This is a genomic window from Deltaproteobacteria bacterium (genome assembly GCA_017302835.1).
GTDB lineage: Bacteria > Bdellovibrionota > Bdellovibrionia > Bdellovibrionales > Bdellovibrionaceae > UBA2316.
Window position 1 is genome coordinate 241,584 of record JAFLCC010000005.1, and the last position, 22,425, is coordinate 264,008.

21 protein-coding genes are annotated in these 22,425 nt (G+C 37.7%); 9 read left to right on the forward strand and 12 right to left on the reverse strand.

What is annotated here, in order from left to right; all coding sequences use genetic code 11:
* Positions 1–41 precede the first annotated feature (41 nt).
* The 4 genes from J0M15_07640 to J0M15_07655 form a co-directional block, all read right to left on the reverse strand.
* Positions 42–629, reverse strand: a complete 588-nt coding sequence (locus tag J0M15_07640) for a peptidylprolyl isomerase (GenBank protein MBN8536911.1) — start codon at positions 627–629, stop codon at positions 42–44.
* Between the two features lie 78 nt (positions 630–707).
* Positions 708–1,661 (reverse strand): MBL fold metallo-hydrolase, encoded by a 954-nt coding sequence (locus tag J0M15_07645; protein ID MBN8536912.1) that lies wholly within the window; start codon positions 1,659–1,661, stop codon positions 708–710.
* Between the two features lie 44 nt (positions 1,662–1,705).
* On the reverse strand, positions 1,706–2,479 hold the full coding sequence (locus tag J0M15_07650) for a 1-acyl-sn-glycerol-3-phosphate acyltransferase (GenBank protein MBN8536913.1): 774 nt from the start codon (positions 2,477–2,479) through the stop codon (positions 1,706–1,708).
* Positions 2,480–2,794: 315 nt separating this feature from the next.
* A complete protein-coding gene (locus tag J0M15_07655; GenBank protein MBN8536914.1) occupies positions 2,795–3,052 on the reverse strand; it encodes a hypothetical protein in 258 nt (85 codons plus the stop codon).
* Positions 3,053–3,227: 175 nt separating this feature from the next.
* Between J0M15_07655 and J0M15_07660 the strand changes: the two genes are divergently transcribed.
* The 3 genes from J0M15_07660 to J0M15_07670 are packed head-to-tail and all read left to right on the forward strand — an operon-like array spanning position 3,228 to position 6,325.
* The gene (locus tag J0M15_07660) at positions 3,228–3,686 is read left to right on the forward strand and encodes a DUF3015 family protein (protein ID MBN8536915.1); all 459 of its coding nucleotides are present in this window, start codon (positions 3,228–3,230) and stop codon (positions 3,684–3,686) included.
* A gap of 18 nt (positions 3,687–3,704) precedes the next feature.
* Complete coding sequence (locus tag J0M15_07665; GenBank protein MBN8536916.1) at positions 3,705–4,217, forward strand: DUF3015 family protein; 513 nt, start codon at positions 3,705–3,707, stop codon at positions 4,215–4,217.
* Positions 4,218–4,237: 20 nt separating this feature from the next.
* Positions 4,238–6,325 carry a DUF4105 domain-containing protein gene (locus J0M15_07670; protein MBN8536917.1) on the forward strand — a complete coding sequence of 696 codons (2,088 nt, stop codon included), beginning with the start codon at positions 4,238–4,240 and terminating at the stop codon, positions 6,323–6,325.
* Between the two features lie 63 nt (positions 6,326–6,388).
* On the opposite strand, the gene J0M15_07675 is transcribed toward J0M15_07670, so the two are convergent.
* Positions 6,389–6,880, reverse strand: a complete 492-nt coding sequence (locus J0M15_07675) for a hypothetical protein (GenBank protein ID MBN8536918.1) — start codon at positions 6,878–6,880, stop codon at positions 6,389–6,391.
* Between the two features lie 193 nt (positions 6,881–7,073).
* Here J0M15_07675 and J0M15_07680 point away from each other — a divergent pair, with 193 nt between their 5' ends.
* Both J0M15_07680 and aguB read left to right on the forward strand, forming a co-directional pair.
* Positions 7,074–8,198 carry an agmatine deiminase family protein gene (locus tag J0M15_07680; protein ID MBN8536919.1) on the forward strand — a complete coding sequence of 375 codons (1,125 nt, stop codon included), beginning with the start codon at positions 7,074–7,076 and terminating at the stop codon, positions 8,196–8,198.
* On the forward strand, positions 8,195–9,094 hold the full coding sequence (aguB, locus tag J0M15_07685) for an N-carbamoylputrescine amidase (GenBank protein MBN8536920.1): 900 nt from the start codon (positions 8,195–8,197) through the stop codon (positions 9,092–9,094). The genes J0M15_07680 and aguB overlap by 4 nt, the downstream gene beginning before the upstream one ends.
* Positions 9,095–9,124: 30 nt before the next feature.
* Here aguB and J0M15_07690 read toward each other — a convergent pair whose 3' ends face one another.
* From J0M15_07690 to J0M15_07715, 6 genes are read right to left on the reverse strand one after another with little or no spacing between them, the layout of a single operon-like run.
* On the reverse strand, positions 9,125–10,462 hold the full coding sequence (locus tag J0M15_07690) for a hypothetical protein (GenBank protein MBN8536921.1): 1,338 nt from the start codon (positions 10,460–10,462) through the stop codon (positions 9,125–9,127).
* Positions 10,463–10,464: 2 nt separating this feature from the next.
* Positions 10,465–10,854, reverse strand: a complete 390-nt coding sequence (locus J0M15_07695; protein MBN8536922.1) for a response regulator — start codon at positions 10,852–10,854, stop codon at positions 10,465–10,467.
* Positions 10,841–11,596, reverse strand: coding sequence for a hypothetical protein (locus J0M15_07700; GenBank protein MBN8536923.1), 756 nt, complete (start codon positions 11,594–11,596; stop codon positions 10,841–10,843). The genes J0M15_07695 and J0M15_07700 overlap by 14 nt, the downstream gene beginning before the upstream one ends.
* Positions 11,597–11,611: 15 nt before the next feature.
* The gene (locus J0M15_07705) at positions 11,612–11,998 is read right to left on the reverse strand and encodes a response regulator (GenBank protein MBN8536924.1); all 387 of its coding nucleotides are present in this window, start codon (positions 11,996–11,998) and stop codon (positions 11,612–11,614) included.
* A gap of 44 nt (positions 11,999–12,042) precedes the next feature.
* Positions 12,043–13,917: a PAS domain S-box protein gene (locus J0M15_07710; protein MBN8536925.1), complete on the reverse strand. Its 1,875-nt coding sequence runs from the start codon at positions 13,915–13,917 to the stop codon at positions 12,043–12,045.
* Complete coding sequence (locus tag J0M15_07715) at positions 13,914–14,459, reverse strand: hypothetical protein (protein MBN8536926.1); 546 nt, start codon at positions 14,457–14,459, stop codon at positions 13,914–13,916. The genes J0M15_07710 and J0M15_07715 overlap by 4 nt, the downstream gene beginning before the upstream one ends.
* Before the next feature lie 232 nt (positions 14,460–14,691).
* Between J0M15_07715 and J0M15_07720 the strand changes: the two genes are divergently transcribed.
* Positions 14,692–15,888, forward strand: coding sequence for a hypothetical protein (locus J0M15_07720; protein ID MBN8536927.1), 1,197 nt, complete (start codon positions 14,692–14,694; stop codon positions 15,886–15,888).
* Positions 15,889–15,892: 4 nt separating this feature from the next.
* On the opposite strand, the gene J0M15_07725 is transcribed toward J0M15_07720, so the two are convergent.
* Positions 15,893–16,330 carry a hypothetical protein gene (locus tag J0M15_07725; protein MBN8536928.1) on the reverse strand — a complete coding sequence of 146 codons (438 nt, stop codon included), beginning with the start codon at positions 16,328–16,330 and terminating at the stop codon, positions 15,893–15,895.
* Between the two features lie 327 nt (positions 16,331–16,657).
* Between J0M15_07725 and adhE the strand changes: the two genes are divergently transcribed.
* From adhE to J0M15_07740, 3 genes are all read left to right on the forward strand, one after another.
* Entirely contained in the window at positions 16,658–19,282 is a 2,625-nt protein-coding gene (adhE, locus tag J0M15_07730) for a bifunctional acetaldehyde-CoA/alcohol dehydrogenase (GenBank protein ID MBN8536929.1), read from the forward strand.
* A gap of 233 nt (positions 19,283–19,515) precedes the next feature.
* Entirely contained in the window at positions 19,516–21,426 is a 1,911-nt protein-coding gene (locus J0M15_07735; GenBank protein ID MBN8536930.1) for a hypothetical protein, read from the forward strand.
* Between the two features lie 44 nt (positions 21,427–21,470).
* The gene (locus tag J0M15_07740) at positions 21,471–22,310 is read left to right on the forward strand and encodes a hypothetical protein (protein MBN8536931.1); all 840 of its coding nucleotides are present in this window, start codon (positions 21,471–21,473) and stop codon (positions 22,308–22,310) included.
* Positions 22,311–22,425 lie beyond the last annotated feature (115 nt).

Sequence of the window (22,425 nt, forward strand, 5' to 3'; positions counted from 1 at the left end):
CGCAAGCGTGAGTTTTAGGGCACGGGCCCTATGTGTGCGAATTATTTAAGTTTGATACTTTCGATGAGAATGGTCTCCGTGGGAACATCTTCAAATATATTCCCTTTAACATTTTTCATTCCCGTCCTTAATGTCTTGATAGCGTCCACCACATCTTGTCCTTTTGTCACTTTTCCAAAGACGGCATAACCATGATTAATTCCCTTTTCCTTTGATCCTGGAATGAGGGACTCCGAATAGTTCAAACTGGAATTATCATTTACATTAATATAAAACTGAGCCGTTGCTGAGTTCGGATCAGAAGTTCTTGCCATTGCGATGGTGTATTTATCATTACTCAAACCATTGTGAGCTTCATTAAGGATGGGGGATTTTGTTGGCTTCTCGTTCATATCTTTATCAAAGCCACCTCCTTGAATCATAAAATTATTAATCACACGGTGAAAGATGGTCCCATCATAATGTTTCTCTTTCACATAGGATAAAAAATTTTTTACAGATAGAGGCGCTTTTTTTTCATTCAACTCAACAAGGATGCTACCTTTGGAAGTCTTAATTTCAACAACAGGGTTTTTTGCAAATGAGAACAAAAAAGAAAATAGTAGAAATAGAGAAAATTTAATAAACATTCTAGCTCCTTCGGATGGTGAATAGACTCTAGCGGAAATTCTAAAGTCGAAATAAAGCCAGAGTCAACTGTAAGTTTTTTACTCCAATACCCATCTTTCCTTAATTGAAAAATCAGAACCATTTTTTTGGAAGCTGGCCAGATCACAATAAGGATCGTGTTCAAAAAATAAATATGTATTTTTCGCTAATGCCTTCTGTAGGTAGTTTGCTTTTTCTTCGATGAGCAACAGTGGATTTAAATCATAACCCATGACCCAGGGAAGTCTGATGTGGGAGCTTGTTGGAACGACATCGCCACAGTACAAAACAGCACTGTCATCTTCAACAGAATTAAAGTGGAAGCTAGGGTTAGGGTTAGGGGTAGAGGTAGAGGTAGAGGGATGGTTTTGAATGAAAATCATTTGATGTCCTTTGGTATGTCCATTGGAAATCCAACAACTGATGCCAGGAAAGATTTCAGTTTCACCCTCGAGAAAGGTTAGGCAAGAATGATCGAGCAAAGGTTGAAAGTTCGATGGAAAGTAGGATGCTTTTTCGCGCAAGTTGGGATTTAAAGCCGTTTCGTAATTTGCTTTTTGCAAGTAGTAAGTAGCTTTTGGGAAGGTTGGAACCAGTTTCCCTTCTTTCGCCGTGGTGGCGCCACCTGCATGATCAAAATGTAAATGAGTCAGAATCACCGCATCGATATCCTCGGGACGGAGATTTTGTTTTTCTAGGGATTTGAGTAAGCTATTTCCGTCCTTTTGTATCTGGTAGATTTCCTCAAATTTAGAACCTAATTTTTCTCCATATTTGGCGATAAAGTCAGCACCATTACCGCAGTCAATTAAAATATTTCGGTCGGCACTTTTAAGAAGCAAAGCACGAGCTTCCATGGGAATTCTATTTTGATTATCGGCAGGATTTGATTTTTCCCATAAAACTTTGGGGACGGTTCCAAACATAGCTCCGCCGTCTAAGGCAAATATCCCAGTGGGGATAGAATGGAGTTGATAATTGCCAATCTTTAAAGAGATTTTATTTGTTTTCATTTCGGTACCTTTATTTGGATTCTTTCATATTAAGGGCCTTCTCGTCACGAAAGAGGTCTATTGTTGTTAGGTTCTATGTTTTGTGGGAGCTGATCATCGTCAGCAAAAGCAATCGGGTTGATCGTTTTGACCCAGTTTTTATAGAGTTGATAGAGGGGTTCCACAGGCATTGGGGGATGGACTGGGCCGACATGTATTGTGAGTTTTCCCGGTTTAGCCCAGGCTCGTCCTTTGGGCCACAATTTGGTATTTCCATCGAGGTATAAAAATAAAATGGGAGTATTTGTTTTTTCCGCAAATATAGAAATTCCTCTTTTAAATTCATGAATTTTACCATCAGGAGTACGAGTGCCTTCGGGGAACAAAATCATCCAAATGCGATCTAGGCGGGTTAAGAGCTTGATAATTAAATTCACAGCCTCACCCTTTCTATCTTTTCTATCAAGGGGAATGGCGCCAAGGCAGTGCTTGGAAAAGAAAGTAAAAAAGGGATTAGAAAAAAAATAATCTTTAGCCGCAGTGATATATAAATTTAGCCAGTACTTTGAAGGGATGGAGGCGGCAATAGAGGTCGCATCTAAATGGCTTCCATGGTTGGAAATAATTAAGAGTCGGGGGTATTTGGCATAGAGATTTTCGTAAGAGTCCCCTTTGATCCTAAGCTGGATGTAAGAGCTAAAAACGAGCTTTAAATAAACAGACCAGGCAAATCGAAAAATCATGCTGGTCCAATCAATGGATCTGGTAAAGAGGGGAAGGTGTTTTAAATAAGTAGGTAGTCGAGTCCATTGCTCATTCTCATAGGTCCAATCTTTCATAGGAACTCCCCTGCATTATAAGTCATAGGCGTAACCCCAGACTTTATAGTTAACCTTTAACCAAAGGACTTTGCTATCAAAATAACAGCTAATTTCAATGAATCAAATTTTTTTTAGGAAATGTTTAAAAAAATAAATCATCAGATCCTGGGATTTGAGCAGCCCCTTCAACGGCACCCTCGGGATAAGCCTGAGGCCAATTAGGTCCGAGACAACAGTTCAGGAGCTGCCATTGAAGTAAATTTCAAATTCTCATTTTGGGACTTACTCACTAATGACAAACAATCGTAGAATCCGCTCTTTCACTAAAGGAAACTATTTCTTTTTGTGGCAGCAATAAAGAAAATGTTCTTCACCAATATTAATGGCTAAGCTGGTTGAAAATGGTTTATTGAGGTCACAGTTTTCATATAGCTTTTCTTTTAGATCTCTTAAATTGGATTTAGTGAATCGTTCGCATCGTAACGGATTTTCTTTTGTGGAGTCCTCCTTCGACACCTCTTCTGCAAAAATACTTAAACTGAGTGAAGATAGGAAAAACAAAATTCTTAAGCTGGTTTTGAAAATACTCACAAAAAACTCCTTCGATAAAATGCTCAAAGATTGTACTTAGATTCTTGGCAAATATCTAGTTTCATTTGTTGCACGCTGCAATACCAAAGTTAAATCTTGTCGATACGAGATTTAAATTATCTAATAAAACCTCCTTTAAATAATTAGAGGAGATTTAATTTCATGGGAGGAAATTGTGTTAAAAAAAATGATAGTATTTGTTTCATTAATTGGTTTTCACGCGCTGGCCGCAAATTATGGAATGGCTGGGTGTGGGTTGGGAGCTTTAGTATTCCAAGATCAGCCGGGTAAAATACAAATTGTTGCAGCAACTCTTAATAATATAGTGTCTCCGCAAACTTCTGCAATAACAACAGGTACCTCTAACTGTTATGAAGGGTCACGAGATGAAGTGAGTTTGCGTTTTATTGAAAATAACAAAACGGCATTAAAAGATGATGTTGCTCGTGGGCAAGGCGAGACACTTGATGGTCTGATGACTATTTGGGCTTGCAAGGAAAAAAATAGTGTTCAAATGAATTTAAAACAAAATTATAACAATATTTTTGAGTCAAATGAAACTCTTTCTATTCTGCAAAATTTAAAATCTAACTCTGAAGTTCAAAAAACTTGTCAAAGTGATTCACAATCATAATTAAGAAAGGAATAAAAAATGAAATTATTATTTATAGTACTAACTGCATTTTCTTTTAGTTTTACTTTGGCTAAAGAAGTTTCTCAAGGAAAGCCAAAAACGAAAAAATCCTACCAACGACCTTATGGTATGGCAGGATGTGGATTAGGCTCCATTGTTATTCCTCGTCAGGGATCTCAAATATTTGCTGGGACAACAAATGCAACCTCCTATAGTCAATTGTTTGGTATCACTTCTGGAACTTCAAATTGTGTAGATGATTCGTCCTCAGAAGTGGCATCTAAAATGGATAACTATATTCAGGGAAATAAATCTCAATTTATTGGGGATGCAGCTAAAGGAAATGGTGAGACAATTATAGCATTGTCTGAAGTTATGGGATGTTCAGAGTCATCTAAATTAGGAAGGGCTTTAAAAGCAAATTATCAAAATTTATTTTTAGAAGAGAATACAAACATAGTGACTGACAATATCATCACGCTGATTCAAAACGATGATCAATTGTCACAACAATGTAAATTGACTATCTAAATTAAATTTATTAGTTGTTGATGGTGCTATTGTTAATTCTTGCAAATAAATTTGCCAACATAAGATTTGCTGAATTCAAATTGGGGACAAAGTCCCCAATTTTTATTTTAGTGCTTTTCTTGCAACTTTGTTTTTTCTCAAGAACTTTTGCAGAAACCGAACCTAAAGAATCATTCTTTGAAGAATCAGAAGCAAATGGTTTTTTGAAAAGTTCTCTGTATTATAAAAATAAAAACTCATTTTATACCACTATTTCGAATCGAGAGATACTCAACATTTGGGGAAAATTAAAAGCAAATAAAAGCTTTCAGAAAAGACAATGGGAGAAATTGCTTCATTTTGAAAGGGACCTCATTCTTCGAAAAAGAAGTCAGGTGACGGACACACGATTTTTTATGAGTTCAGTTGGTTATAAAAGCCCTGAAGACGAGATGAAGGAAACGTTGTTTAGTTTTTTTTGGAAAACAGATAAGCTGAATCATTTGTACGATGATTTTAAGGTGGAAAAGCTTCAACATCCAATCTGTAAATTTCCTGCAAGATTAAAATTTATTAAAACTGAACTGAACCAAAACGAAATTTTCAAAAAGCTTCCTATTCCTGATTGTTATTATCAAGATTTATTTCTTAGAAGTTTAAACCCTCAGTCCATTAGCTTTGTTTTTTCTAGCTACTACGCAAACAGTCCAGGGTCTGCCTTTGGCCACACCTTTTTTAGAGTCAATAAAAAAGAAAAAGAAGGAAGGAAAAAACAAGAGCTTTTAGATTATGGAATCAGTTTTGCGGCGAATGCTCATACTGATAATCCATTAATGTATGCTATTTTGGGCCTGGCAGGAGGATTTAACGGAACCTATACCAATGTTCCCTATTATTATAAAGTGCGCGAGTATAATGATTTTGAATCTAGAGATCTGTGGTCTTATGAATTAAATCTAACAGAGGATGAATTAGAAACATTGGTTTTTCATTTTTGGGAAATTGGTCCTCATTTCTTTACCTATTATTTTTTTTCTCAAAACTGTTCCTACCAAATGTTAACAGCCTTAGAGGCGGCAGCGCCACGGCTTTCTTTTTCTGAAAGATTACCTGTTTTTATTATACCTGCAGACTCGGTAAAAGTTTTATTTACAGAAAAAGATTTTGTAAAAAACGTTGAATTCCGACCGAGTTTGCTAAAACAATTTGATTCCCGATTTTCTCTTTTAGATCAGAGTGAAAAAAAAATCTTTATTTCCTATGTTAACGATCAAAAACTCCCTTTGGAGTACAATCATCTCACCGATGAGAGAAAAAGCATGGTGATTGATACCGTATTGAATTATGCTGATTTAAAAGATCCTTTTGGGATCGCAAAAAGGGAGGGGCCATGGTTCGCATTCAAAGAGACCAATCTATTAACTCGAGCCAGGTTGGATTTTATATCAGAGGAACTTAAAATTCCTACACCTGAACATGAAAGGCCTGATAGTTCACATCCATCAAGCCGGGTCGCCCTAGGTTCTGGGGAGGAAAAAAGCAGTCAATCAAAGAAACTATTTTTTGAGTTCAGATTTGCGCTTCATGATTTACTTGATTCAAAAAGGGGTCTTCCTAAGTTTTCCCAATTGGAGTTCGGAAATTTTAAGTTTTCAACAGTCGGCAATTCGATCTTTTTGGATCATTTTTCATTTTTTAAAGTTCTGCAACTGAATCCATTATCTGAGTTAGAAAAAAAACTTTCTTGGTCCATGGAGGTGGGTACTCAACGATTTGATTTTTGTGATTCAAGAATTGATTGCTTTGGTCATGGCTTTAAATCAATGTTTGGTTATGCCGTCGATTTGAACAGTTTTACGATGTGGTTAATGCCAACTCTTGAATATCGTTATGGCGAATACTTTGAAAAAGAAAGAAATCATTTTGCTTATGGAGGTCAGGGCGGACTCATTTATTCTTTATCAGATAAACATCGATTTTATTTATTTTATGAGAAGCAATGCTTTAATGCTTCTCATCAGGTTGAAGGAAATCACTGGGAATACCGTTTTAATTATCAAAAAAATATTTCTATTTCGATGATCTCTAGTTCACAAAACTATCAGGGACTTTTCTACCTTTACTTTTAAGAAATAGAAAAAGTGATAAATTCCCTAATATTCCTTTTCGATAAACGAATTAAAGAAAGAGGTCTAAAAAGAGGTCCAATAAGTCACTTTCTGAAATGAACCCTTTTGGCAAGAAGTTGGTAGGATGTCAGAGCTATAATAATAGTCATTAGGACTTCCTTTATCAACAAGGATTTGTTGATTAGGCAGGACGATTCTAAAGTAGAACTGGATTTTAGTTCGAGTAAAAGAAGAGCGCTCAGCGATAGTTAAGTTATTTAATTGAACAGTCCAAGTGTAAGGCTGAGAGGCTCGTAATTCAACTTTGTCATAGCCTTGCATCGATTGTTTAGAGAATGAATCATAAAAACCGTACACAAGAAAAACACGACTGCCCCATGGAAGGCTTGTATTTTGATATTCAAAATGAAAATCGGCTAAATTTGTTGAAAAATAAACACAGTTTGATGCAGAATACGCTCTTTCCCATAAATTTACAGTAGAAGCCTTTGCAAAAACCGATGTAAAAAAAGAAAACCCAATAGCGAATATCAAGAATTTAAAATTCTTATTCATAAAACCCCCATTTTTAGATAAATTATTAAAAGTTACAAATTACAAATTACAAATCTAAAAGCATATTTCTAATCGAGGTCATTGCATTGGCTTTAAGCCCAGTCAATATTTATGGAATTTTTTGTAAACAATTCCTTATTTTTTTATGAAAACATCTGATATATATGACCGCACGGAATTCATAGGAGAATAAATGGGTTTGGATAAAGAAACCAATAAGGAAAGAAAAATCGAAGAAGTCAATTTCGCGAATTATCGACAGCCAGCAGAATGGGAAGCTCATGAGGCTGTTTGGCTTGCCTGGCCTTACGACAGGGAGTTATGGCAAGAAGACTTAGAGAAAGCTCAGGCCGAGTTTGTTGGACTTTGTCAGGCCATTGTAGATTTTGATACGCAAACAGGAAAGTTTCGTGGGGAAAAATTAAATGTATTAATTCCTACGGCTACAGCCTATCAGGAGGCAAGTGGGGCTTTGAAGGGGCTTCCTGTGAGCTTTTTTGAAATACCCTATGGTGATATTTGGCTTCGTGATACGGCTCCTATATTTGTCAGAAAAGAAAATAAACTTGCTGCCGCTTGCTTTCAATTTAATGGTTGGGGTGAAAAGTACAGGATGCCTGGCGATGAAAATGTGGCTTACAAAATCGCTCAAAGAGTGGCTCAGCAAAGTGGTGCCGCTCAGGTCGTTCATTCCTTTGTTTTAGAAGGAGGATCTGTGGAAGTCGATGGAGAGGGCACTTGTCTTTCTAGTCGTCAGTGTCTGCTTAACCCCAATCGGAATCCAAATCTGAGCCCCAAAGAAGTGGAAGCCAAGGTTTGCAAAGCTTTAGGAGCTGAGAAAATGCTATGGGTAGACGAGGGGCTTTTGAATGATCACACCGATGGGCACATTGATACCATTGCTAGGTTTGTGGCTCCTGGGGTTGTTCTTTGCATGGAGGCTCAAACTTCCGATGATCCCAATCACGCAGCCCTAGCCGCTATAGCTCAGGCCTTGTCGGTACAGGTGGATGCTCAAAATCGTCGTTTGCAGGTGGGAAAAATCCCATCACCAGGATTAGTTCTAGATGAAGATGGAGAAATCATGCCCGCCAGTTATTTAAATTTTTATATTGGAAACTCGACAGTGGTGGTGCCGACCTATGGGAGTCCTTGGGATCAGGCCGCTGTTGACGCCATTGGTACGTATTTTCCAACGAGGCGTACGGTAGGTTTATCGGCAAAGGGCATTTTAACCGGAGGAGGAGCCTTTCACTGCATCAGTCAACAACAGCCTTATGGAGTATCTCTTGGAATATCTCTTGGAGTATCGAAATGACAAATCCTGCGACAATATCTTCTGTTACTTCATCTGCAAGGTCTTCTGTATCATCCTCTGAGATACCTTCAATAACAAGGGTAGCAGCTCTTCAAGCCGCATTTTCCACAAATACCGCTGAGAATGTTTCTTTAATGCTGACAATGACGGAGCAAGCGGCAAGTAAAGGGGCTCAAATCATTCTCTTGCCTGAGCTTTTCGAAAATATTTATTTTTGTACTTTTGAAAAAGAAGAATATTTTTCTTTAGCACGGCCGGCTTTGGAGCATCCGACACTTCTTCAGTTTCAAAAATTAGCTAAAAGATTAGGAGTTGTGATTCCTGTTTCTTTTTTTGAAGTGGATGGACCCTGTTATTATAACAGCCTGGGAATGATTGATGCTGATGGCTCGCTTTTGGGGATTTATCGTAAGTCGCATATTCCTGATGGTCCTGGTTATGAAGAAAAATATTATTTTAGACCAGGCAATACAGGCTTTAAGGTTTGGTCCACTCGATTTGGAAAAATAGGTGTGGGTATCTGTTGGGATCAGTGGTTCCCTGAATGCGCTCGAGCTATGATGCTTCAAGGGGCGGATTTATTGATGTACCCCACGGCCATTGGTACAGAACCAGAGGATCCTGGTTTAGATACAAAGGACCCTTGGCAGAGAGCTATGATCGGGCATGCGGTTAGTAATGTGGTTCCTGTGGTTGCAGCAAATCGCATTGGCAAAGAACCACGACAGTCATTCTATGGACATTCTTTTATTTGTAATCGTCGAGGTGATAAAGTCGCTGAGTTAGACGAAAAGACTCAAGGTTTTATCACAGCCGATTTTGATTTTTCTCAAATTCGCAGTCAGCGCGCTGCCTTTGGATTTTTTCGAGATCGAAGAGAAGATCTTTATTTCTAGGCTTGATTTCAAAGTGTAAAAAGGTTGATTTCAAAAACTTGATTTTATTTTTTCAAGAAAAAGGATGCTGAAATGTTGGGGATTTTCCCTTTCTTGAGCATAGATCTTTCTTCTTACATCTAAAAACGAGGGTCGTTCTTTTCCTGGTTGAGGACGACATTCGATATCAACCCATTCATGGAACATTAGCAGAAAAGATTCGATAGGGATTTTTTCAGGTAAAACCTGATTGGGAAATCCCGTTCGATCTGCTTTTTCATGGGTGCATAAAATGATTTCTTTCACCTTCTCTGAAAGCTGTAACTTTCGCTCTAATAAGGCATTGAGGCTTATAACAGGATGGCTTTGATAGATTTGTAAATCGTCTAAAATGAGCCTCTTACGACCCTCTAAGGTATTAATATAATTTAACGAAGCTGGGGATAAATCTAACAAACCAATATCACAGAATAACCCTGCCATTAAGATATCTTTTGGGTCTCCGACATGGGTCCGAAAACTTGTTAAAGCGGCCAGACAAGCGATCACCATAGAGCGATCAGTGACACCCATGCTGCCAAATATGGACCTGTCAATAATTTCCCAGGGGTCCAAGACTTGAATTAGATTTTTCAAAAGGTTATCGCAAAGTTCAGAAAATTTTTGAATCAAATCTTTGCCTTTTCCAAAGGACCCGGATTCTGCTTGATCTGTTAAAGTGAGCACTAAGTTTACATGAATGTTGGCTAGAGTTTGCAGTTGAACTCGACATCGACGGGACACACCTGTCGCAGAGCTATCTTGTTGATCGTTGATGTATTTTGAAAAAAGTTCTACTTGAGATCGACGAACTTGAAGGTCCTCAGCTAACTTTAATTTATCAAGTCTTGGTTGATTTATCAAGGTCCCTGGGTGAATCACGGGAACAATTTTGTTATTTAATTTAAGTCTTGTGTAGACGGCAAAGTCGAGGACAGTTCCTTCTTTGAAATCATCGGCCCCTACAGGAATAAAACTTGTTTTAACCACTTGATTTAAAATATATTCCAGTCGGATGGTTGTTAAATAGGCCGGAGCTAAAATAACGAAATTCCCTCCAGATTTTTTTACGAATAAAGCATCGGAAATGCTCATTCTTTTTGCGGCGAGAACCAAAATAAAAGCATCGGCAAAAAACTGACGAAGTGTTTGTACCTGACCGGCAACTTCTTCTTTTGCCTCAATATCGACGACAGAGATGAGTATTAGTTTGGGAGTTAACTTCCCACTCACATCAATAACATCATCCAAGGCTTCATAACTAACCCAAGGTGATTGGGTGAAGTCCACAGCTTCTTTAAGTCGGTTCAAGAAATGATCTTTTACAGAAATGGAAATGATTTCACTCACATCTATGCCTTTTTTTGAGAAAAAACGTCTCCCATTTTTTTCTGCAAGACGGGAATCGTTGCAGGTTTAATAATATATTGGGAAATTCCAAGACTGATGGCCTCGCTGATTAATTTCCCATCTGTTTCTGCGGAAAGCATGATAATGGGAAGGGATCCAAATCGATCCTCTCTTTTCATGGCTTTCAACAGCTGAATGCCATCCATTTTAGGCATGACAATGTCTAGAAATAAGAGCTCAATCTTTTCTGATTTTAAAATGCTCAAGGCCTCTTCACCATTAGAGGCTTCTTTTATATCAGTATAGCCCATATTATGCAGAGACTTTTGCAACCAGACTCTGATTCCCTTCATATCATCGACAATTAATATTCTTGTGTTAAGTGGAAACATGGTTCACCTCTTCATTTAATTCCAATTCAAAATTTAGTTTATGATCAATTTCAAAAGACCAACGATAGAGAGTCGGCCCCTTAGCCATTTCATTTTGGGAGGATAATTCTTCGGGGATGCCGATCTGTATTTCTTGATTTAATTTGTTTTCTCGGAGAATGGGTCTCAGAAGTCCGCAAAATAGATTTAATACTTCAGCAACTAAATCACTGGGAGGATAATTTTTAATTCCTTCTTTAGGAAATTGTAATATTTTATCTCCGCAAGCATTAAGCCCCTCTTGACTCATTTTAAGAGTCAAGAGATAAGTACTATTTGCCCTGTAGACCTCAACAGCAGCCTGGGCAGTTGAGGTAAACTCTTTGGTATGTTTGACTCGTTGGCTTTTTGGGAAAAAATGTTCCCAAAAAATTTCAATAAGTGAATTTAAAATGGAATCGAAGTCTTTCTCATTAATTTTTTCATAATTAAACGGGGGTTTGCTAATAAAAAATATTTTCCTTTTATCGCTTTGATCTACTAAGGCTTCAAAACCTGGGGCTGCAATTAAAATAACTCTGGAAGAAATTTTAATTATTTTTTTTAACAAGGGCTTAAGTCGATCGAAATCTTGACTGGCATCGTCGGCGTTGGACAAGGTAATGATGCATTCGCTGCCGGGTTTTAAAATAGTGACGATATTTTCGAGATCCTCTTCTGTGACCTTTCTTTTTTTGAGATTAAACTCCTGCGCTTCTGTCATTGATAAATCCTTTTCCTATTTTATATTTCCAGAGGCTCGGCTCAAAACAACGCGAATGGCTTCGCGTATTTTATCTCCTTGAGGAGGTTTCGTCATCCATGCCATCACTCCAGCAGCTTTAGCCCGGGCCTTTAAGTCACTATTTCCTTCAGTGGAAATTACAAAAATAGGCAGGGTTTTTCCTTCCTCCAATTGCCTGATTTGTTCACACATGGTGATTCCATCCATATTTGGCATATTCACATCAGTGAGAATCAAAGAGATTTTTGGATTTTCTTTGAACTTGGCTATTCCTTCAAGACCGTCAGAAGCATCCGTAATTACATGACCATCAGGTTCTAAAATAGACTGAAGTATTTTTCTTATTGTCATTGAATCATCAACTACAAGTATATTTGCCATTAATTCTCCTAAGTCAGTAAAGGACTCTTGTCGATTGCTTCATTTTATTCATTGGTTTGAAAATGTAACTCAAATCGCGTGACCCCTTGGGCTGTTGAGGTGGCCTTGCAATTTCCTCCATATTTTATACATATTTCTCGAACAGCTGCTAACCCTATCCCTCGGCCACTCATTTCTGAAATATTTGTTTTAGTTGAAAATCCAGGAGAAAAAATAAAGTCATTGATTTCTCCTTCAGATAGAGATTTGGCATGATCCCTAGTAATTAATTGTTGGGAAATAGCCTTTTCTAGTATTCTAGATGTATTAAGTCCGCCGCCATCATCTTCCATAAATAAAATTAAACCGTCATTAGATAAGATCGAACCAAGATGTAAAAGTCCTGTAGCCCCTTTTCCTTTAGCAACTCTTTCTGTAGGAGTTTCAAAACCATGATCAATTGAATTGTTTACGAGGTGGCTTAAACAGACTCTAATTTCACTCAACAGATCCAAATCTAACTGAAAATCACGATCCCAGGAAAAAATAATTTTTATTTTTTTACCTGTTTGTGAACTTGCAGTGCTGACCATTCCCATCACCATGGGTTCTAACTGACTTAAAGAGCTGAGTGAGATTTTTTTCAGATATTTTTCAAACTCGGTCTTGGATCGTTGGTTTGATACGGATTCTTTATAAAGTTTCCAAGGAGACCGATTTAAACTTTCGAAGTGCTGAGTTGGGGTGACCTTTGTACTGGCGTTTAGGATTTTCTCTAAGGCGACGATTTCTCGCCACTCATTAAGAAGTGCATCAATATTTGTATAGACAACTTCCCAAGAAAAATTATCTGACTCGCGCAATTTTGACTCAAAGGAATGGGTGATTTTTTGTAAATTACTTAATCCTGCCAATCGGGAATTTGCTTTCACCGAGTGAAGAACATTCATAAATGAATCGGATGTTTGTGTTAAGACACAGTCGCCTAGATCCGTAAAGAGGCGATGTAAATCAGACATCACAATTTCAAGAATCTGGGGGTCGGTTCTTTTTAATTGTATGGCGCGTTCTATGGATTGATCTTGAAGTAGTCGGCCCTTCTCATCGGCCTTTTCAGCTTCGACAATGAGCGTGCGATCCTCTATGATCACCAACAGACCCGAAACTTGTTCACCCCACGCAATAGATTGAACTTTAATTCCAAGATATCTACCTTTGTCGCCAATGGAATGAGGCAGGGGGTAGTAGATTTGTTTTGGAAAGGTCTCTGAAAGAATATCAAAATCTCTTAACGGACGATTGATCGAATTCATCATGGTTTTAAAACCTTCACGACCAGCGACGTCCATCCATTCCTTTGCGGGATCAAAAATAATTTCTTGGAGTGTTTTCCCAGCAATGTCTGATCTGCCTAACATAAAGCGAGTGTATTCAGAAAAAGCATCATCAATTCTTCCCAAAGAATTGACTGTAAAAATGCCTAAAGGAATACTTGAAAAAATATCATTTATTTTTTTCTGATAGGTCCTTAACAAAGTGATGTCACGACCTTGAAGTGAATACAAAACTAAGTCTTTTTCAGCGAAATCTCCAAATCTGGAAACGGACCAAAGATAGGTTTTCTCAGAGCCTCGAACAATAATTGGCATTTCAAAAGAGGATACATCTTTATCAGTGACGAGCCTTAACAGATGCCCTTGAATAAGGTTCCACTCTTCGCTTTCGATATGAGTGCTAAAGGAATAGCCAATGACTTGTTCTGGAACCAGACCAAAAAATTTACAACTTTCATGATTTGATTTAAAGATCCTTCCACGGCCATCAATGACTAAAAAAAGATCTGGAAGGGTTTCAATGATCATTTCGGAGTTCTGTTTAGATCTTTCGATCAATTGAATTATTTGGTAACTTGCTTGGATGTCTAAACTTTGATTGATCATAGAAACTCGAATTCACCCGTGCCAACACTGGGATTTGAAATTTGTAACTGAACTAGTTTTTCTCTTGAAGAGGCTGTCATAAATTCAAAATAAAGTTGAACGGTAAAACTTTTTCCTTCAGACTCATAAGTCGTCAGAAAGGTTTCAGAAGTAGGTGATTTAGAAAAGAAGAGATCGTCAAAGGCCCGAACCAGTAAAGGTAAAGACAATCCACTAGAAACGCCGCTGGCCTCAAAGGCTCTCTTCATGGTGCCGCCAAGTAGGTTTGCAAGCTCTTTCACGAAATCAGAAACGGTATTTTGTGATTTGTCTTCCAAACCACTCAAAGCACTTTTTCCAAGAGCTAATATATCAGATTCTTTACAATAGACTTTGATTGTTAATCTAAAATCAGAATTCGATATAAGAATAATGGACATCCAGTTTTGAAAATACACTTCACTTTCATCATCCATCGGGTGAAATCGAATAAAATCATTCAAAAAATAGGTTTTAATTTGATCTAAAAAATAAGTAAATATAGTCTGTGACAGTTTTTCCATTTTCTGATCCAATTCAAAGAGACATTATTTTCACTCATTTGACATTAGCAGCTTCTATTTTTAGTTGTCATTCATTCTAGAAAAACTCGTCTTTAGATTAGGACTAAAGTTAGCCTTTTTCTTAAAAGTATGACCAAGAAATGGAAATGGTCTCAGTTTTACAAACTAGTCTCTTCATTGCCTCAGTCTGTTTTAGAATAGAGTTTCAATTCAATTACAAGAGGGGGAACCTTTGAGCCTAAACCACATTTTAAAAATGTACTTTGCTATTTCTGTAACATTTATGACTTTTGCTTTTGCCGGAAATGAAGTTGAAAAGGAATGGACGTTTTTAATTTTTTTAAACGCGAATAACAATCTTGATTCCTTTGGTGATATGAATCTAAAACAAATGGAATCCTTAGGTTCAAACGAAAAGATGAACATTGTCGTGCAATGGGGTTCAATGAGCCGTAAAACAGTAAAGAGAATGTTAGTCAAAAAATCAACGAACCCAAATAAAATCACCTCTCCTGTGGTTCGAGACCTTGGGAATGCAGATATGGGAGATTTTAAAGAACTTGAAAAATTTTTAAAATGGGGACATCAAAAATATCCTGCTAAAAAATATTTTGTTTCTGTTTGGAATCATGGGAATGGGTGGTATCGAAGTGAGTTGGCAGAAAAAGGAATACATATCAATGATATTTCCTATGATGATAAAACGGGAAATAAAATCACGACCGAACAATTAGGATTGGTGATGGGGAATTTTTCCAAGTATATCCATAGAAAAATTGATCTTTATGGGAGTGATGCCTGTTTAATGTCCATGGCGGAGGTGGCTTCGGAAATGAAGGACTCCGTTTCTTATTTTGCTGGTTCACAACAAGTAGAACCCGGTGAAGGTTGGCCCTACAAAGAGTTTTTACGTGCTTGGAATAAAGCTCCCGAATCCGGCCCTGCTCAAGTGGGAAATTTGTTGGCAGATGAGTATTTAAAAGCCTACTCAGGCGGAGTTTATGGCCATGCAAACATCACATTTTCTATTTTGAATTTGAATGCCCTTTCGTCTTTTGAAAATTCGGTAAAATCCTTTGTCAGTGAACTTCGTGGATTTTCCCAAAGTGAAAAAAGGGAAGCCATGCTAGCAGCCAATGAAGCTTTGTATTTCACGAATTCAGATTACAAAGATTTCTTTCATTTTATTAAACTTTTAGATGCGAAAAATTTAATGCTGGAATCCACGAAAGCGAAATTGAATACCACGTTTAATGATCTAGTTGTAGTAAGCAAAAATAGTGAGTCCTATAAAGAGGCTAAGGGTTTGTCAATTTGGTTGCCTGATTCTGCTTGGCAGCTGGACAGATATAAAGAGAGATATTCTAAGCTGAAGTTCAATCAGAATACAGGCTGGTTGGAATTTTTAGATTTTTTAAATCAAAACTAAGAAACTATTTTTTGGCGGCACCCTTGTTTTTAGCCGCTTTTTCTTCAGGAGAAAGACCCCAAGGGGAGCTTTTTGGCCCATCTTTGCGGGCTCCAGCTCCGCCACGGCGAGGACTTTTTACACCGGCACCCACCTGTAGTTTAATCTCACGATGGATAATGAATTCAGGAACATAAAAATAGTCATCAATCTTGACGGCCTTTGCAGGAGCTGACTCATTTTCCCCAAGACCCAAAACCAAAACTCTTTTAAGGTCTGTTGAATTTTGAGCCGCAATATCCAATGCCGCAATAAAATACTTCAATTTAGGTTCAGTAATTTTAAAAGTCTCACCCAAATTCTGTTGAATCTCTTCGGGAGATTTCCCTTCAGCGGTTAAAGCTGTCTTCGCAGCCAAGCCTTTTGTTAATAAGAAAGTAGGAAATTCCGTAATTGCTTTCATAATAAGTCCCTCTTCGTAGTTCAATAATTTGAGAAGCTACTATCTATGTTTAATCTGAAAAAGGTCAAGAAGAACCTTTTTAAAATTTGGAAATTTTTAAAAATAATATTTGACTTGATAGAGCTTCATTACAGACTAGAGAAGTTACAAATTGACAACTTTTTTATGTACCGAGCTCAATGAATGAGTTAAGTCCAATAACTGGCTAGATTTTACCAAATCCTTGAAATTGGGATATCTTTGTGTTACACTACCCCGTGTTTCTATTTTTAATCTTTGAGGACCTGTTCTTTCGGGTTCTGTCTATTCGAGTTCAAGGAGAGTTTTATGGCTACAGAATCTGAAGCAAAAGAAGTTAAAGAAATAAAAGAAAAAAAACTGGATGAGTTAATAGAAAAAATGTCCCTGGCTCAGCAAGAGTATAGTACTTTTACCCAGGAGCAAGTGGATCTTATTTTCTCGAAGGCGGCCTTTGCGGCGGCGGCGGCACGGATTGAATTGGCCAAAATGGCGGTAGAAGAGACGGGAATGGGAATTGTTGAAGACAAGGTGATCAAGAATCACTTTGCCTCTGAATATATCTACAATCAGTATCGAGATGTGAAAACCTGTGGTTTGATTGAAGAAGATTTAACCTGGGGTATTTGTAAATATGCGGAGCCTATTGGATTGATTGCTGGAATTATTCCAACGACGAATCCTACGTCCACGGCGATTTTTAAAGCGTTGATTTCGTTAAAAACTCGAAATGGCATTATCTTTTCTCCACATCCGAGGGCCAAGAAATCAACGATTGCCACAGCGAAAATTATTTTGGATGCCGCTGTATCTGCAGGGGCACCCGCTCATATTATTGGGTGGATTGATGACCCTTCTGTGGAGCTATCGAAACGTCTCATGCATCATCCAAAAATAAATTTAATTCTAGCAACGGGTGGCCCTTACATGGTCAAGGAAGCCTATTCGTCTGGAAAGCCTGCCATTGGCGTCGGAGCTGGAAATACTCCTGCGATTATTGATGAGACTTGTCACTTAAAGATGGCAGTTAATTCTATCTTGTTAAGTAAAACTTTTGATAACGGAGTGATCTGTGCTTCCGAGCAATCCGTCGTGGTTGTCGCTTCAAAATATGAAGAAGTGAAACAAGAATTTAAATTCCGTGGAGCTCATATTTTATCGGAAACGGAAAAACAAAAAGTAGCCAAAGTTATTATTATCGATGGAAAATTAAATGCCGACATCGTCGGTCAATCAGCACAAAAAATTGCTCACTTGGCAGGGGTTGAGGTAGCGGAAACGACAAAGGTTTTGTTGGCTGAGGTTGAAAAAATTGGAAGTGATGAGCCTTTCTCCTATGAAAAATTGTCACCCGTATTAGGTCTTTACCGTGCTGTGGATTATCACGATGCCGTTGATAAGGCTGTTAGATTAGTTGAGTTTGGAGGTGTGGGGCACACTGGTACTTTGTACACGGATGCTCGAAATAAAGAACGAGTTCAATACCTAAGTGAAAGAATGAAAGCTGGACGAATACTAGTAAACATGCCGGCGTCCCAAGGGGCCATTGGGGATATATATAATTTTCGCTTAGAGCCGTCTTTAACCCTTGGCTGTGGTTCTTGGGGCGGAAATTCTGTAAGTGAAAATGTGGGAGTCAAACATTTGTTAAATATTAAAGTCAATGCTGAAAGAAGAGAGAACATGCTTTGGTTTAAAGTCCCTCCAAAAATTTATTTTAAGTATGGATGTATGCCCTTAGCTTTAGGGGAACTTAAAGGGAAATCCAAGGTGTTTCTAGTTACGGATAAACCGCTTTACGATATGGGTTACAGCGAAAAAGTGATCAAGCCCCTAAGGCATATGGGAATTGATTGCCGTGTTTTTAGTGATGTCGAGCCAGATCCAACCTTAGCAACTGTTAAAAAAGGTGTTGAAATGATGAAATCCTTTCAACCGGATGTGATTTTAGCATTGGGTGGAGGCTCACCCATGGATGCAGCGAAGATCATGTGGCTCATGTATGAAAATCCAGATACAGAGTTTGAAAGTTTAGCTTTGCGATTTATGGATATACGAAAAAGAATTTACCATTTTCCAATGTTAGGAAAGAAAGCCATACTTGTCGCTATCCCAACCACTTCAGGAACCGGTTCAGAGGTAACACCTTTTGCCGTTGTTACGGATGAAAAGACGGGAAGAAAATATCCCATTGCCGATTACGAGTTGACTCCAAATATTGCTATCGTGGATCCAGAATTAGTGATGAAAATGCCAAAAAAATTAACATCCTATGGTGGCTACGATGCCCTCACTCATGGGATAGAAAGTTTTGTTTCGGTATTTGCCACCGAGTTTACGAACCCTTACAGCCTGGAAGCGATACGATTGATATTTAAATATTTACCGACCGCCTACCGAGAGGGTGAGAACAATCAGAAAGCACGTGAAAAAATTCACTATGCAGCGACACTTGCAGGACTTGGGTTTGCCAATGCCTTTTTGGGAATTTGTCACTCTTTAGCCCATACTCTTGGAGCTGAGTTTCATGTGGCCCATGGTTTAGCTAATGCCTTGATGATTTGCGAAGTCATTAGGTTTAATGCGACGGACGCCCCCAGAAAACAGGCGACATTTCCACAATACAAGTACCCCTTAGCCATGGATAGATATGCCAAAATTAACAACCATTTAGGTTTAGGTGGTTCCACCCCTAGGGAAAAGGTTGATTTGTTAATCGAAGCCCTCGATGAATTAAAAAGACAAATCGATATTCCCCTATCTATCAAGGATGCGGGAGTCGTTGAAAGCGTGTTTCTAGAAAAACTAGATATGATGTCAGAGAAGGCTTTTGACGATCAATGCACAGGTGCCAATCCACGTTATCCCTCCATGAAGGAACTTCGTACCATCTATTTAAGAGCGTATTACGGCAGTTCCTACAAAGAGGCTTAGAGCGTGTTTAAGGATTTAAAGACACGTTCTTAATACCAATTCCTATATAGCACCTGAATATTACGGATAAATACCCTGAATGTAACAGGGAGGGCTGAAACTGTCTGGTTCAACCAGACAATTTTAGTCACTTTGTTTAAATCACTACAGTGGTTTTTGAAACGTGAAAGGTCTATATTCATAGGGCTTCAAATAATTAAGGTTTATTTGAATTTCCGAAGAATAGGATATTTATGAGTGTTTATAAAAAATTTATATTTGTAGTCCTATTCCTATCTGCCGAAGCGATGTCCTCTTTATCGAGCCCAGAGTTGCCAAAATCTATTAATATTGTTTCAGGAATTCCGCTCACGATCACTCCTCAATATTTGCATTCAATTAAAATTAAAGAGAACGAAAATACAGGAGGCTGGGGCGATGTGATGTCGAATGTCATAATGGCATTGGAATTTAAAAAAATGTACCCCCAAATTCAAGTGAGACTTATCGTTACTCTAAATGATGATGATAAAAGAAAAAATGTGAATAAGGTAAGAAGCTTTATTCCAGAAGTTCTGAAAAATGAAAACGGGGATGTCTATTTAAATCCAGATGTAAAAGAAGCGCAATATTATAAAGGTGTCGAAATTTACTTTGTCTCCGTTCCGCAAGAATTGACCTTCGCAGATCCTAACAATCTTTCATTAAGACAAAGAAACGAGGTTATCAAGCTGACATCTCACATTCCTTACGCCGATTTGGGCTTGCAGTATTCGGCAAACAATAACCCTTTCTCGAATTTAGTTGTTAAGAGTGCGGAAATGCAGATTTCTTTTGGAGAATACCTGCAGGCTTCTGAGTCCTACAGTCATACTATTTTTAACACCAAACCTATGATTGTAAAATTAAATGCGGGCCCATTGGGGTTTGGTGTTTACGGTTTTGATAGTCATAATGATGGACTACACTCTGAGAAAAATAAAAAATATGTTGAAGAATTTTTATCACCTATCATCCAGAAAAATTCAAATCAGCTAGATTCAAATCAACGGACATCGCCTCCTAAGACTTTCCATCTGAATTTGTCAGAAATTAATTTAGCATTTGCTTACGCGGGAGATCCTCAATTAACAGAAGATTATATTCAAGCAGTAGAGAAAATTTCTAAAGATATTCCAGATCGTAAAACCGTGATTGTTTTTAAAGGGAGTGGTTCTGTACAAATTAAAGAAAATTGCATTCTTGTTCCCATTGGAAAACACCCATGGGAGTTAGCTCATGCGCTTATTTCAGAATCTACTTTTTCGCCATTGATTACCGGAGATGGATCGTTTTCTTCGGCAATAGAAACAATGAGCCCAACAAAATCGTATTTATATGAAGGAGTTCCGTGGAAATTAGAAACCGTGATAGATATCACCAGAACTGTGTTCAAAAATGATCCCGAAGGGTATGATTTGGCACAATCTGCAATTTTGCCACTCACAAATGAATTAGATAATGAAGGGATTGCAAGGCCTGATCGAGTCAACAGAATTGTAAGTGTTTTAAAAGCTCAATCTTTGCATCAAAGTCTTTTCTCGTATTATTCTCATCACAGAAACAAACTAAAAATAGCAGATAACACTCTTAATGTTTATCAACTTAAGTCCATTTTTAAAACGATTCAAAAGGGTATTGATAAAGGATTGACCTTCAGTGAAGAGTACTTGATTTGGCTAATCGAAATAACCAAATTGGTTTCAGTAGAAAAGTTTGTTTCAACTGAAAAATTAACGAAAGAGCTGAACGATAAATACTATGGAAAATCATTTCAATTGTTAGAGAAATGGTTTGTTTTGTTTACGCTATGGGAGTTGGATCGAGCCGTCAATCCGGACGACGTAAAAACGGTAATTGAAGAAACCCTCACTCTGCTAGAGCAAAGAGAAACTCAAAAAAAAGATGAGGTTTCTATCGTTTTATTTACAATGCTTGATCAGATAAATGCTTCAGAGAAATCCAAGCAAGGATTATTTCAGGCTATGAAAAATGATAAAGAAACCTATAGAAGTTTTGATGTTTTAAGAAAAAAGTATATTTTACAATCAGCAGAAGGTCGTCAATTTTTTCTTCCAAGGGAAAATAGTTGTTTATCTTCCTATCTGCTAGGGACGAGTCTTTAATAGAAATTATGGGAATCGTTTCATTGGTCACAACGGAGAGACGCATGGATATAAAATACGTAAGATTTTTAACAAGTGTGAAACTTATTCTGTATTTATTTCTGTTTTTGCAGGGCTTTTCCTGCTTTTCTATGCCAAAAAATAAAATGGTGATGACTGCAAAAACATGGAGTCTGACTTCTGAAGCAACCAGGTATTATCAGTATCAACTTACTGAGGGGAAAGATCCTGATCAAATTTCAGAAGTGACATTGACTCCTAGTTACGAAACTAAAAAATTTAAATTAATTTCGATTCTTAACTATTTGAAAAGTGACTTAAATTCAGATCAAGCCGATTGGGACGACCCAGTCATCAATCTTTCTACGATCCCGAAAAATATTTTTCCTGCAATTAAAGGTAGATCTTTTTTGACGAGCACGGTGGGTTTATCAAAGTTAAGTCGCGAAGAAAACAAACAATATGGAGCTCTCGGTGTGGGATATGGAATTATCATGGACTCAGAGTTTTTGAAAATTCCTGCATTTTCTTTTTCAAGCTCGCTGAGTTTGCTAAAGGCATTCCAAGAATCAGAGGAAACAACCAAAGCGGAATCAAATGTTAATTTATATTCTGTAAGTAATAATATTTTTGCCTACAGCTGGCGTCAGATAACAGCGACAGTACAATTTAAGTTTATAAATAAAATTAAATATAATGAAGACTTTGCAAACGAGTACATCACGGCTCAGGAAATCGGTTATGCTTTTTCTAAAGAGCTGACAGCCGTTACGGGGCATGCTAATGCCGCTAAAACCATGGATGAGGAAACCGGAGATTTCAATATCCGTGTATTAAATAATGAGACATCTTATTTCTATTTTAAAATTCAAATTAATATTTAAACAAGTGTAAGTCTGCTATTTTATTCTGATTCCCATAATGAAACATGAACGAAATATGATTTCTTACCTCTTTGGCTCAACTAATTCGTCCTACTGGCCGATAGTCTAGGTGGGT